Raw genomic sequence first — 13,158 nt, 5'->3', positions numbered from 1 at the left:
CACCCCGTCCATGATCGCTCTACGCCTGAACAGGCCATCCCTACAAAAACAAAGATCGGGAGTCGCCCCTTGAAAACCCTCCAGAGTCCGCCGGACATCACGGTACTCGCCCGCGCCGCCGCCAAGGTCAAGCGCCATGTGCTGCCGTTGTTCGTGGTGATGTTCATCGTCAACTACATCGACCGGGTCAACATCGGCTTCGTGCGCAGTCATCTGGAAACCGATCTGGGTATCGGCGTCGCTGCCTATGGCCTTGGCGCCGGTCTGTTTTTCATCGGTTACGCCTTGTTTGAAGTGCCGTCCAACATGCTTCTTCAACGCTATGGCGCCCGCGCCTGGCTGACGCGGATCATGTTCACCTGGGGCGCAGCGGCGATGGCCATGGCGTTCGTCAAAGGCGAAACCAGTTTCTACGTGCTGCGCTTCATCCTGGGCGCTGCCGAAGCCGGGTTCTTCCCGGGGATCATTTATTACTTCACCCAATGGCTGCCGGCCTCTGAGCGCGGCAAGACCATGGCGGTGTTTCTCAGCGGTTCCGCAATTGCTTCGGTGATTTCCGGCCCGGTGTCCGGCGCGCTGTTGCACATCAGCGGTCTGGGCCTGCACGGCTGGCAGTGGATGTTCCTGATCGAAGGCGCTGCGTCGGTGGTGCTCTGCGGGTTTGTCTGGTTCTGGCTGCAATCCCATCCGCGCCAGGCCAAGTGGCTGAGCGAGGAGGAGCGTGAAGCGCTGGTGATGGCAATCGCCGAGGAACAACGTGCCCGCGAAGCGACCCACGTCGCCAAACCATCGATGTTCAAACTGTTGGCGGATCGGCAGATCGCATTGTTCTGCTTCATCTACTTTTCCATCGCCCTGACCATCTACGGCGCCACCTTCTGGCTGCCGAGCATGATCAAGAAAATGGGCAACCTCGGCGACTTCCAGGTCGGGCTGCTCAACTCGGTGCCGTGGATCATTTCCATTGTCGCGATGTACGGCTTTGCGGCGCTGGCCGGCAAGTGGAAATTCCAGCAGGCGTGGGTCGCGCTGACCCTGGTGATCGCCGCGTTCGGCATGTTCATGTCCACCACCGGCGGGCCGATTTTCGCCTTCGTCGCGATCTGTTTTGCGGCCATCGGTTTCAAGGCGGCTTCGGCACTGTTCTGGCCGATTCCGCAGAGCTATCTGGATGCGCGCATCGCGGCGGCGGTGATCGCGCTGATCAACTCCATCGGCAACCTCGGCGGCTTCGTTGCGCCGACCGCGTTCGGTTTTCTTGAACAGACCACCGGCTCCATAGAAGGCGGCCTGTATGGCCTGGCCGCAACTTCGCTGGTAGCGGCAGTAGTGATCTTCTTCGCCCGCATGGCGCCAGGCGCCAAAGGCAAAACCCCGGCAAAGCCTGAACCCGAAACTGCCGTTGTGCCGACGGCCAACCCGGTGGCGAGCCACTGATTCCGACTCAACAGGAGCGTCATTTTGAAAATCACTCGCGTAACCGTCACTCCGATCGCTTTCCGTGATCCGCCGCTGCTCAACGCCAGTGGCATCCATGAACCGTTCGCCCTGCGCTCGATCATCGAGATCGAGAGTGACAACGGCTACATCGGCCTCGGCGAAAGCTATGGCGATGCCCCGGCGTTGGCGATCCAGCAACAGTTGCAGTCGCAGTTGATCGGTCTCGATCCGTTTAATCTTAATCAGCTGCGTCGGATCGTTCAGACCACGGTTGCCACCCACAAACCGGCAAGTCTGGCGGGTGCCGAACTGGCGCCCGGTTCCCACGCCAGCAAGGCCGTCAGCAATGCGTATTCGGCGTTCGAAGTGGCGTTTCTCGACTTGCAGGCCCGTTACCTGAATGTGCCGCTGGTGGATCTGCTGGGCGGTGCGGTGCGCGACGAAGTGCCGTTCAGTGCCTACCTGTTTTTCAAGTATGCGCAGCACGTCGATTCACCGTACAAACCGGACAACTGGGGCGAGGCGTTGAACGAGCAGCAGATCGTCGCCCAGGCCGCGCGGATGATCGAGGCGTACGGTTTCAAGAGCATCAAGCTCAAGGCCGGCACGTTGCCGCCGGAGCACGAAGTGGCGTGCATCAAGGCGCTGAAAAAGGCCTTCCCCGGTTATCCGCTGCGCATCGATCCCAACGGCAACTGGTCGCTGGAAACCTCGATCCGCATGGCCGAGTTGCTGGGTGATGACCTGCAGTATTACGAAGACCCGACCCCGGGCCTCGAAGGGATGGCCGAACTGCACAAACGCACCGGGCTGCCGCTGGCGACCAACATGGTGGTCACCGATTTCGACGAGTTCCGCCGCAGCGTGGCGCAGAACGGCGTGCAGATTGTCCTCGCCGATCACCATTACTGGGGCGGCCTGCGCGACACCCAGACGCTGGCGAAAATGTGCGATACCTTCGGCCTCGGCGTGTCGATGCACTCCAATTCACACCTGGGCATCAGCCTTATGGCCATGGCGCACGTGGCGGCCGCCGTGCCAAATCTGGACTACGCCTGCGACACCCATTATCCGTGGCAGGAGCCGAATGAAGAGGTGATCAAGGGCGGCAAACTGCCGATCGTCGATGGCTGCGTGACGATCACGCGTGCGCCGGGCCTGGGGTTGGAACTGGATCACGATCAACTGGGCAAGCTGCATGACCAGTACCTGACCTGCGGCATTCGCCAGCGCGATGATGTGCGGCAGATGCAACGCTATAAACCTGACTGGAAAGCGCTGAAGCCGCGATTCTGATCGAGCAAAACCAGAGGGCGCCAAACGGCGCCCTCGATTGTTTCAAAGCGTGCGCATTAACCAGTCGCGAAACGCCTTCAGCGACGCCAGCGACTCATTGCGCGCCGGGTACACCAGGTAATAGCTGCGCCGGCTGCTGATCGGTTCACCCAGTTGCAATAGCTCGCCGTTGTGCAATTCATCTTCCACCAGAATCCTCGGCACCAGCCCGATCCCGATATTGGCGCGCACGGCCTGGATCAAGTGCGAGGTCATCTCGAAACTTGGGCCAATGCGCATGCTGCGATGGGGCAGGGCATGATGGCTGAACCACTCGGACCAGGCCTGAGCGTTGCTACTGACATTGAGCAGCAGTTGCCCGGCGATGTCCTTGTCGGCCGCACGGCGTTCGGCATCGGACAGCTGCGCACTGGCGATCACCACCAGTTCTTCGGTGTGCAGGCGGTGAGCGGTCAGCCCCGGCCAGTCACCGCCACCGACGCAAATCGCCGCGTCGATTTCGCTGGTGTCGAAGTCAATCGTCTCGATGCGTGAATGCAGGTGAACGGTCATGCCAGGGTGCGCGGTGTAGAAATCCTTCAAGCGCGGCAGCAGCCATTTCGAGCCGAAGGTCGGCAGGGTCGCCAGGCGCAAACTGTGGATGCCAGAGCCAAACGCCATGGCCTGCAAGGTCGCACTTCGGATCTGGCCGAGGGCTTCGGACAGTTCGCGCTGATACATGCGCCCGACGTCGGTGAGAATCACCCGCCGGCCTTCACGGCTGAACAGGCGCATGCCGAGCATCTTTTCCAGAATCTGCACCTGCCGGCTGACCGCGCTTTGGGTCAGCGACAGTTCGTGGGCGGCGCGGGTGTAGCTTTCATGGCGTGCGGCGGCTTCAAATGCCAGCAGCAACGACATCGAGGGAGTGAGGGTTCGCGGATTCATTCGTTTTAGTCATGGATTGCGGGTCGATTTTACGGTTGTCCCGGCGTCGCTCTGCAATGAACATAAGGCCTATGAGATGGCGGGAGCGTGACGCAATCATTCATTGCGCACAACTGTTCACCGCCACACGGCCCGTTTTTGACCGAGATTGCACTTCCGATGATTGCTCAGCTGTCGCCTTCCACCCCGTTGAACACTGACTACCAACAGTTTCTCAAAGCCCTTGAAACCAGCGGCTTTCGTGGCGAAATCAGTGCCGACTACGCCAGCCGCGTGGTGCTGGCCACCGACAACTCGATCTATCAGCGCTTGCCGCAAGCGGCGGTATTCCCGCGTGACGCCGACGACGTGGCGCTGCTGGCCCGTCTGATCGCCGAACCGGCGTACCAGAAAGTGGTGATCACCCCTCGCGGTGGCGGCACCGGCACCAACGGCCAGTCGTTGACCGACGGCATAGTCGTCGACCTGTCGCGGCACATGAACCGCATTCTCGAAATCAACGTTGAACAGCGTTGGGTAAGGGTGCAGGCCGGCGTAGTGAAGGATCAACTGAACGCCGCGCTGAAATCCGCCGGGCTGTTTTTCGCCCCGGAACTGTCGACCTCGAACCGCGCTACGGTCGGCGGCATGATCAACACCGACGCCAGCGGCCAGGGCAGTTGCACCTACGGCAAGACCCGCGATCACGTGCTGGAACTGCACATGGTTCTGCGCGGTGGTGAGCGCTTGCACGGTCGCCCGCTGGAAGAAAGCGAGCTGGCAGCGGAATGCGCCCGCGAGGGCCGGGCCGGCGAGGTGTATCGCTGTGCGCGGCAGATCATCGATGAGCAGGGCGAGCTGATCCGGGAAACCTTCCCCGATCTCAATCGCTGCCTGACCGGCTACGACCTGGCGCACCTGCGCGAGGCCGACAACCGTTTCAACCTCAACAGCGTGCTGTGCGGCGCCGAGGGTTCGCTGGGGTTTGTGGTCGAGGCCAAACTCAACGTATTGCCGATCCCCAAGCACACGATGCTGGTGAACATTCGCTACGCCGGCTTCATGGATGCCTTGCGCGATGCCCGGGCGCTGATGGCGCTCAAGCCGCTGTCGATTGAAACAGTGGACTCCAAAGTGCTGTTGCTGGCGATGCAGGACATCGTCTGGCACGGCGTCGCCGAGTACTTTCCGGAAAGCGCCGAGCGGCCGACGCTGGGGATCAACCTGGTGGAATTCTGCGGCGACGATCCCGAGGAGCTGCAACGCCGGGTCGAAGCCTTCGTCCAGCACTTGGGCAACGACGCCACGGTCGAACGCCTGGGGCATACGCTGGCCGTCGGGCATGCGGCGGTGAATCGCGTCTACGGCATGCGCAAACGCGCGGTGGGCCTGCTCGGCAACGTCGCCGGTGAAGCGCGGCCGCAGCCATTTGTCGAAGACACCGCCGTGCCGCCGCAGCACCTGGCCGAGTACATCGCCGAACTGCGCGACCTGCTCGACAGCCACCAATTGCAGTACGGCATGTTCGGCCACGTTGATGCCGGCGTGCTGCACGTGCGGCCGATTCTCGACATGAAGGATCCGCAACAAGCTGCACTGGTGCGTCCGGTGTCGGACGGTGTCGCCGCGCTGACCCAGCGTTACGGCGGCCTGCTGTGGGGCGAACACGGCAAGGGCCTGCGCTCGGAATATGCGCCGGCCTTCTTCGGCGACTTGTACCCGGCGCTGCAAGCCCTGAAGGCGGCGTTCGATCCGTTCAACCAGTTCAATCCGGGCAAGATCGCCACGCCGAATATTCCCGGCGCGGCATTGCTGAAGATCGATGAAGTGACCCTGCGCGGCGAACTCGACCGGCAGATCAACGAGAAAGTCTGGCAGGACTACGGCGCGGCCATGCATTGCAACGGCAACGGCGCCTGCTACAACTTCGATCCCGACGATGCCATGTGCCCGTCGTGGAAAGCCACCCGCCAGCGCGCGCAATCGCCCAAGGGCCGCGCCTCGCTGATTCGCGAATGGCTGCGGTTGCAGGGCGAGGCGGGGGTCGACGTGTTGGCCGATGCCAGCCGCCGTCCGCCGTTTTTCAGCACGTTGCTGCAGCGCTGGCGCAACAGCCGTGCGCAGGAACAGGACTTTTCCCACGAGGTGTACGACGCCATGGCCGGGTGCCTGGCGTGCAAGTCCTGCGCGGGGCAGTGCCCGGTGAAGGTCAACGTGCCGGACTTCCGTTCGCGGTTCCTTGAGCTGTACCACACCCATTATCTGCGGCCGGCGCGGGATTACCTGATTGCTTCGCTGGAGTACACGATTCCGTACATGGCGCGGATTCCGTTTCTCTATAACGGCTTGATGGGCGCCTCGTTCAGCCGTCGCTTGATCGAACGTCTTGGCGGCATGGTCGATGTGCCATTGCTCAGCCGTTTCGATTTCCACGCGGCGATGCGTCGCTGGCAGGTTCAGCCAGCGTCGGTCGAGGTGTTGTCGGCGCTGACTGCAGCCCAGCGCGAACGCAGCGTGGTGCTGGTGCAGGACGCCTTCACCCGGTATTTCGAGGCGCCGTTGCTGGCGGATCTGATCGAGCTGATTTCGCGTCTCGGCTATCAGGTCTACCTGGCACCGTTCAGTGCCAACGGCAAGCCGCTGCATGTGCAGGGCTTCCTCTCGGCGTTCAATCGCGCGGCGTTGCGCAATGCCGGGCAATTGCGCGCGCTGGCCGAGATCGGTGTGCCGTTGGTAGGGCTCGACCCGGCCATGACCCTGGTCTATCGCCAGGAATATCTGAAAGTCCCGGGAATGGAGCAATGCCCGGAGGTGGCGCTGGTGCAGGAGTGGCTGCTCAAGATCATGCCGGAGCAAGTCGGAACGCGCCGCGACGAAACCTTCCGCCTGCTGGCGCACTGCACCGAGAAAACCAACGCCCCGGCCGCCACCCGACAATGGGAGCAGGTGTTCGAGCGTGTCGGCCTGAAGCTCGCGACCCAGGCCACCGGTTGCTGCGGCATGTCCGGCACTTACGGGCACGAAGCGCGTAATCGCGAGACCTCGGCGGTGATCTACGAGCAATCCTGGGCGAAGCAGATCGAGGCGCCGGTGGAGAAGGGCGAAGCACTGGCCACCGGCTATTCCTGCCGCAGTCAGGTCAAGCGCCAGGCCGATCGACAGTTGCGCCATCCGTTGCAGGTCGTGCTGGAAACCCTGCGCACCGCGTGATCGCTGTTTGAGAACCGCTAGCGATTAGATCGGTTTTTCATGTTATAAGGTAACGCAAATTTTACGGCCGCTTTCGGGCGGCTGCATCGATCAACCTTTCGATTGCGATACTTCCATGACGATTGCGGTTCCCCGTTCTGCCCCCTCGGCGACTGGCCGGTTGCTGTCCATTGATGCGCTGCGTGGCCTGGTGATTCTGTTCATGTTGCTGGACCACGTGCGCGAAACCTTTCTGCTGCATCGTCAGGTCACCGACCCGATGGACATCGCCAGCACCGAGCCGGCGCTGTTCTTCAGTCGCACCCTGGCGCATCTGTGTGCGCCGGTGTTCGTGCTGCTGACCGGGTTGTCGGCGTGGCTGTTCGGCGAGAAGTACTACGGCAAGGCTGACGTCAGTGCCTTCCTGTTCAAGCGCGGACTGTTTCTGGTGGTGCTGGAATTCACTTTGGTGAATTTTGCCTGGACGTTCCAGCTGCCACCGACTGTGATCTACCTGCAAGTGATCTGGGCGATCGGCCTGAGCATGATCGCGCTGTCGCTGCTGGTCTGGCTGCCACGCTGGCTGTTGTTGACGCTGAGCCTGTCGATCATCGCCGGGCACAATCTGCTCGACGGACTGCACTTCGCAGCGGAGTCGGCGCTGCACATACCGTGGGCGATCCTGCATGACCGGGGCTGGATCGAGGCCAGCGAGACCTTGCGTCTGCGCACCTCGTACCCGTTGTTGCCGTGGATCGGCGTGATCGGGTTGGGTTACGCGCTGGGGCCGTGGTTCGCTCGTGCGGCCGATGCCGGGGTGCGTCAGCGCCGTTTGTTGATCGGTGGCATCACCGGTTTGCTGGGCTTTGTGGCGCTGCGGCTGGTCAACGGTTACGGCGAGAAACCCTGGGCCTTCGGTGACAGCGGTGTGCAAACCCTGATGAGTTTTTTCAACATCACCAAATACCCGCCGTCGCTGTTGTTCATCACATTGACGGTGAGTGTCGGACTGTTGCTGTTGCTGGTGTTCGAACGCGCACAGGATCGGCGCTGGATTCGCTGGCTGACGGTGTTCGGCTCGGCGCCGATGTTTTTCTACCTGCTGCACCTGTATGTGCTGAAGGTGCTGTACCTGATCGGCGTGGCGCTGTTCGGGCTTAATCAGGGCACCTATTTCGGTTTCTCTTCGGTGACGGCGGTGTGGCTGGCGGCGATGGTGCTGGCGGTCGCGTTGTTCCCGGCCGTGCGCTGGTTTTCGGCATTGAAGGCCCGGCGTCGCGACATTGCCTGGCTGAAGTATCTGTAGAACGGCTCAGCCCGTTTTGCCATCGCGGGCATGGCGGGCGAAGTCGATAAACGCCTTGAGCGGCGCCGGCACATGGCGCCGGCTCGGGTAATACAGGTGCAGGCCGGGATAGTACGGGCACCAGTCCGCCAGTACCTGCACCAGCCGCCCGCTTGCCAAGTGCTCGCGGGCCATGTCCTCGAACACATACGCCAGTCCCAAGCCCTGCAACGCCGGGCCGACCATCAGGCTGACATCGCCCAGGGTCAGCGGGCCGTTGACTTCGATTTCCTGATCGATGCCACCGCGTTCGAATTCCCAACGATACAGCGCGCCGCTGGGAAAGCGGTGACGGATGCAGGGCAGGGCGTGCAGATCCTCGGGTTTTTGCGGCGCGGCGTGCCGCTCGAGAAATGCCGGCGAGGCGACCACCACCGAGCGCAAGGTCGGGCCGATCGGCAGCGACACCATGTCCGCCTCCAGCCGATTGCCGAACCGCACCCCGGCATCAAAACCGGCGGCGACGATATCCAGCAGCGCATCGCTTTCGACCACTTCCAGGCGGATGTCCGGATAGGCCTGAAGGAACGCCCCGGCAATCGGTAGCAGGACCAGTTCGCAGGCCTGGCGCCCGGCAGTGATACGCAGGTTGCCGGAAGGCTTGTCGCGAAAGTGATTGAGGTCTTCGAGCGCGTCGTCGATGTCGCGAAACGCCGGTTTCAGCCGCACATATAACCGCTCGCCCGCTTCGGTCAGCGCCACACTGCGAGTGGTGCGATTGAACAGACGCACACCCAGGCGATTTTCCAGAGCGCGCAACGAATGGCTCAGCGCCGACGGTGTCAGGCCCAGATCCACCGCTGCACGGCTGAAATTCAGGTGCTGGGCGATGCAAAGAAAGATCGACAGATCCGCCGTGGACGGGTTTTTCATTTGTGAACACCTTTCACAAAGTCATGCAAATTTGTTGGGATTATCACATCAGTAGCACGGCTTTAAAGTCGACTCAACTCATCAAGAAGGCCCGGCAATCTCGCCAGGGTCACCGACAGGAGGAGTTGATATGCGTACCTGGCTGATTACCGGAGCTTCCCGTGGTTTTGGCATCCTTATCGCTGAACAGGCCCTGCGTGCCGGTGACGCGGTGATTGCCACCGCCCGCAACCCGCAAGACATCACCGACCGCCTCGGCGATCACCCGAACCTGCTGGCGGTGCGGCTGGACGTCACCCGTGAAGAGGAAGCACATCAAGCGGTGGCAGCAGGCATCAAGCGCTTCGGCCGTATTGACGTGCTGATCAACAATGCCGGCTTCGGCGTGTTGGGCGCCGTCGAAGAAACCAGCGCCAGCGAAACCGAGCGCCTGTTCGCCACCAACGTGTTCGGCCTGCTCAACGTCACCCGCGCGGTGCTGCCGCACATGCGTGCCCAGCGCAGCGGACGGGTCATCAACATCTCGTCGATTGGCGGTTATCAGGCCTACGTGGGCTGGGGTGTCTACGGCTCGACCAAGTTCGCAGTGGAAGGCATCAGCGAAGCGTTGCATCAGGAACTGGCGCCGCTGGGCATTCATGCCACGGTGGTCGAACCGGGCTTCTTCCGCACCGACTTCCTCGACGAACAATCGCTGATCAAGACCGCACTGGTGCTGCCGGACTACGACGAAACCGTTGGCAAGATGCGCACATTTGCCGAAGCGGCCAACCATGCCCAGCCGGGCGATCCGCTGAAGTTTGCCGAAGCGATGCTGGCGCTGGTCAACGCGCCGAACCCGCCGCAACGGCTGGCGCTGGGCAGCGACACGGTTGCACGGATCGAGGCGAAGAACCGCTTGGTGGCGCAGGAATTGGCCGAGTGGAATGAGCTGGCGCTGTCCACGGATTTCAAGGACTGACCTGGCCCCTCGTTGAAGCCATCGCAGGCTGCGCTCTGTTGATCGCAGCCTGATTTTCTTTTCATTGGATGAAATCATGACAAACGTCTCCCAACACACGGGCGCGCGCGACAAGCTGCTGATCCTCGCAGCCATTTGCCTGTCGGCGCTGGTCCTTCCGTTAAGTTTCACCGGTGGCGCGGTGGCAACGCCGGCCATTGGCGGTGACCTGGGCGGCAGCCCGGTGGCGCTGACCTGGATCACCAATGCGTTCATGTTGTCGTTTGGCAGTTTGCTGATGGCAGCAGGGGCGTTGGCCGATGTCTATGGACGCAAGCGCCTGTTCACCAGCGGAATGCTGTTGTTCACCGCCGCGTCGATTGCCCAGAGCCTGGCACCTTCGGTGTTCTGGCTCGACGTATTGCGAGCGGTTCAGGGCGTGGCCGGTGCGGCGGCTCTGGCCAGTGGTTCGGCGGCGCTGGCGCAGGAATTCGAAGGTCATGCGCGCACCCGTGCGTACAGCATGCTCGGCACCACGTTTGGTATCGGTCTCGCGTTCGGCCCGTTGGTGGCCGGAGCGTTGATCGAGGCGTTCAACTGGCGCGCGATCTTTGTGTTCACCGCGCTGATCGGTGTGATCGCGATGGTCTTCGGTCTGCCGCGCATGCGCGAAACCCGCGACCCCGACGCCAGCGGTCTCGACTGGCCGGGCACCGTGACATTCAGTTCGATGCTGGCGCTGTTTACGTTCGGTGTGATTCAGGCACCCGAGAGCGGTTGGGGCAGTCCGTTGGTGGTTGGTCTGCTGGGTGCTTCGGCGCTGTTGCTGGCGCTGTTCGTCTGCATCGAAATGCGCGTCAAACGTCCGATGCTCGATCTGACGCTGTTCCGCTTTCCGCGCTTCGTCGGCGTGCAGATGCTGCCGATCGGCACCTGCTATTGCTACATCGTGCTCGTGGTCATGCTACCGCTGCGTTTTATCGGCGTCGAAGGCTTGAGTGAAATCGATGCCGGCCTGCTGTTGCTGGCGCTGTCGGCGCCGATGCTGGTGGTGCCGATGCTCGCGGCGTCCATGACCCGGTTTGTCTCGGCCGGCATCCTGTCAGGCGTGGGCTTCCTGATTGCCGCCGTGGGGCTGCACTGGCTGAGCCTGTACGACGTCGGCGAGCCGAAATTTGCGCTGGTGGTGCCGATGGTATTGATCGGAATCGGCGCGGGCCTGCCGTGGGGTTTGATGGACGGACTGTCGGTCAGCGTGGTGCCAAAGGAACGTGCCGGTATGGCGGCCGGGATTTTCAACACGGTGCGGGTGGCGGGTGAGGGGATTGCACTGGCCAGTGTCGCGGCGATTCTTGCCTCGCTGCTGCATACCGATCTGCAAGCCGTGGCCAGCGGTGCAGACACCGCGCTGATTGCGGAGACGGCGCACCGGGTGACCACCGGCGACATGGCCCATGCGATCAACACGGTTCCGGGGTTGGCTAACGAACGGCTGGTGCAGGGTTACGCCTCGGCGTTCCAGTATCTGCTGCACATCCTGACGATCATCACCCTGGTGTCGGCGGCTGTGGTGCTGGGGCTATTAAGCAAAGATCGGACGGTGTCGGAACCCCAACAGGCTGCGGCATAAATGGAAAAGCCCGGAAGCGCAAAACGCTTCCGGGCTTTTTTCATTGGATCAGCGGCGATCCAGCCACACCGTCTGCGCATTGCAGAACTCGCGCACGCCGAAGTGCGACAGCTCGCGGCCGAAACCGCTTTTCTTCACGCCGCCGAAGGTCACGCGCGGGTCGCTGGCGGAGTAACCGTTGATGAACACGCCGCCGGTTTCCAGTTCGCTGGTCAGTTGCTGGGCCAGGGCGACGTTGGCGGTGTAGATCGTGGCAGTCAGGCCGAACTCGCTGTCATTGGCCAGCGCTACAGCGTGGGCGCAGTCGCGAGCGGTGATGATCGAGGCCACCGGGCCGAACAGTTCCTGCTTGAACGAGGTCATGCGGTCGGTGACGTCGGCCAGTACGGTCGGCTCGTAGTAGTTGCCCGAACCCTCTACTTTGCCGCCGCCGAGCAGCAGGGTGGCGCCTTCTTCCAGGGTGTCGCGCACTTGTTGATCGAGTTCGTCACGCAGATCGAAACGGGCCATCGGGCCGATGTAGTTGTCGGCGGACAATGGGTCGCCCATCTTCAACTGGCGGGTGGCTTCGACGAATTTGCGGGTGAATTCTTCGACCACACCTTCTTCGATGATCAGGCGTTTGGCGGCGGCGCAGACTTGCCCTGAGTTCTGGTAACGACCGATCACCGCCGCTTGCACGGCTTCGTCGATATCGGCGTCATTGAGCACGATAAACGGATCGGAGCCGCCCAGTTCCAGTACGCATTTCTTCAGCGCGGCACCGGCCTGTGCACCGATGGCCATGCCGGCGCGGACGCTGCCGGTCAGGGTTACGGCTGCAATGCGCGAATCGGCAATGGCGGTCGAAACGCCTTCCGGGGTGACGTTGATCACTTCAAACACGCCATCGGCAAAACCGGCGCGGGTGAAGGCGTCGCGCAGCAGGTAGGCGCTGCCCATCACGTTCGGCGCATGTTTGAGCACGTAAGTGTTGCCGGCGATCAGGGCCGGGACCGCACCGCGCAGCACTTGCCAGATCGGGAAGTTCCACGGCATCACGGCGAGGATCGGGCCGAGCGGACGGTATTCGATGCGCGCCTTGCCGCCTTCGACCAGCGTCGCTTCGGCGTTGAGCATGGCCGGGCCGTGTTCGGCGTACCACTCGCAGAGCTTGGCGCATTTCTCGATTTCGCCACGGGCCTGGGCGATCGGCTTGCCCATTTCCCGGGTGATCATGGTCGCCATGGCTTCGCTGCTGTCACGCAGAGCACCGGCCAGCGCAGTCAGGGCGCGGGAGCGATCCTGCAGCGGTTTGCGTTTCCACTTGTTGAAGCCGAACGCCGCGCGGGTCAGCGCAGCATCGAGGGCTTCGGCGGATTCGAAGGCGTAATGACCGATCTGCTCGCCGGTGGCGGGATTGATCGAGATAGCGTGGGTCTGGCTGGAAATCGGGCTCATGGCGTCGTCCTGCGAGGTCAGTGGATGCGCTCAGAGTAGGGTGGCGTTTGGTTTCTGGAAACTGAATAATAAAGAGCGTTTCTTTCACGATTGGAGAAT

The 13,158-nt window shown here is 62.2% G+C and carries 9 protein-coding genes; 6 read left to right on the top strand and 3 right to left on the bottom strand.

What is annotated here, in order from left to right; genetic code table 11:
* Positions 1–69 precede the first annotated feature (69 nt).
* Entirely contained in the window at positions 70–1,437 is a 1,368-nt protein-coding gene (locus tag CAF80_RS13865) for an MFS transporter (protein WP_085667589.1), read from the top strand.
* 24 nt (positions 1,438–1,461) lie between these two features.
* Complete coding sequence (locus CAF80_RS13860) at positions 1,462–2,736, top strand: glucarate dehydratase family protein (RefSeq protein ID WP_085667590.1); 1,275 nt, start codon at positions 1,462–1,464, stop codon at positions 2,734–2,736.
* A 42-nt stretch (positions 2,737–2,778) separates the two neighbouring features.
* Here CAF80_RS13860 and CAF80_RS13855 read toward each other — a convergent pair whose 3' ends face one another.
* Positions 2,779–3,663 carry a LysR substrate-binding domain-containing protein gene (locus tag CAF80_RS13855; protein WP_011334658.1) on the bottom strand — a complete coding sequence of 295 codons (885 nt, stop codon included), beginning with the start codon at positions 3,661–3,663 and terminating at the stop codon, positions 2,779–2,781.
* A gap of 159 nt (positions 3,664–3,822) precedes the next feature.
* On the opposite strand from CAF80_RS13855, the gene CAF80_RS13850 reads away from it, so the two are divergent.
* Together CAF80_RS13850 and CAF80_RS13845 are read left to right on the top strand one after the other, a co-directional pair.
* Complete coding sequence (locus tag CAF80_RS13850) at positions 3,823–6,852, top strand: FAD-binding and (Fe-S)-binding domain-containing protein (RefSeq protein ID WP_085667591.1); 3,030 nt, start codon at positions 3,823–3,825, stop codon at positions 6,850–6,852.
* A gap of 115 nt (positions 6,853–6,967) precedes the next feature.
* Positions 6,968–8,137 carry a DUF1624 domain-containing protein gene (locus CAF80_RS13845; RefSeq protein WP_085667592.1) on the top strand — a complete coding sequence of 390 codons (1,170 nt, stop codon included), beginning with the start codon at positions 6,968–6,970 and terminating at the stop codon, positions 8,135–8,137.
* A gap of 6 nt (positions 8,138–8,143) precedes the next feature.
* Here the strand turns inward: CAF80_RS13845 and CAF80_RS13840 are convergent, their stop codons facing one another.
* Positions 8,144–9,049 (bottom strand): LysR family transcriptional regulator, encoded by a 906-nt coding sequence (locus tag CAF80_RS13840; RefSeq protein ID WP_085667593.1) that lies wholly within the window; start codon positions 9,047–9,049, stop codon positions 8,144–8,146.
* Positions 9,050–9,179: 130 nt separating this feature from the next.
* Between CAF80_RS13840 and CAF80_RS13835 the strand changes: the two genes are divergently transcribed.
* Complete coding sequence (locus CAF80_RS13835) at positions 9,180–10,010, top strand: oxidoreductase (protein WP_085667594.1); 831 nt, start codon at positions 9,180–9,182, stop codon at positions 10,008–10,010.
* A 76-nt stretch (positions 10,011–10,086) separates the two neighbouring features.
* The gene (locus tag CAF80_RS13830) at positions 10,087–11,619 is read left to right on the top strand and encodes an MFS transporter (RefSeq protein ID WP_085667595.1); all 1,533 of its coding nucleotides are present in this window, start codon (positions 10,087–10,089) and stop codon (positions 11,617–11,619) included.
* A gap of 48 nt (positions 11,620–11,667) precedes the next feature.
* On the opposite strand, the gene CAF80_RS13825 is transcribed toward CAF80_RS13830, so the two are convergent.
* A complete protein-coding gene (locus CAF80_RS13825) occupies positions 11,668–13,059 on the bottom strand; it encodes an aldehyde dehydrogenase family protein (protein ID WP_074688660.1) in 1,392 nt (463 codons plus the stop codon).
* Between the last annotated feature and the right edge of the window lie 99 nt (positions 13,060–13,158).

Source organism: Pseudomonas sp. B34(2017) (assembly GCF_002112915.1).
GTDB classification, from domain to species: domain Bacteria; phylum Pseudomonadota; class Gammaproteobacteria; order Pseudomonadales; family Pseudomonadaceae; genus Aquipseudomonas; species Aquipseudomonas pharyngis.
Note: the sequence above shows the minus strand (reverse complement) of the source record. Positions and strands in the feature narration are given on the sequence as shown.

Bases quoted from the DNA above. Each gene is read 5' to 3' on its own strand.
- CAF80_RS13850 (WP_085667591.1), top strand. From the start codon at position 3,823: ATGATTGCTCAGCTGTCGCCTTCCACCCCGTTGAACACTGACTACCAA.
- CAF80_RS13830 (WP_085667595.1), top strand. From the start codon at position 10,087: ATGACAAACGTCTCCCAACACACGGGCGCGCGCGACAAGCTGCTGATC.
- CAF80_RS13855 (WP_011334658.1), bottom strand. From the start codon at position 3,663: ATGAATCCGCGAACCCTCACTCCCTCGATGTCGTTGCTGCTGGCATTT.
- CAF80_RS13825 (WP_074688660.1), bottom strand. From the start codon at position 13,059: ATGAGCCCGATTTCCAGCCAGACCCACGCTATCTCGATCAATCCCGCC.
- CAF80_RS13835 (WP_085667594.1), top strand. From the start codon at position 9,180: ATGCGTACCTGGCTGATTACCGGAGCTTCCCGTGGTTTTGGCATCCTT.
- CAF80_RS13840 (WP_085667593.1), bottom strand. From the start codon at position 9,049: ATGAAAAACCCGTCCACGGCGGATCTGTCGATCTTTCTTTGCATCGCC.
- CAF80_RS13845 (WP_085667592.1), top strand. From the start codon at position 6,968: ATGACGATTGCGGTTCCCCGTTCTGCCCCCTCGGCGACTGGCCGGTTG.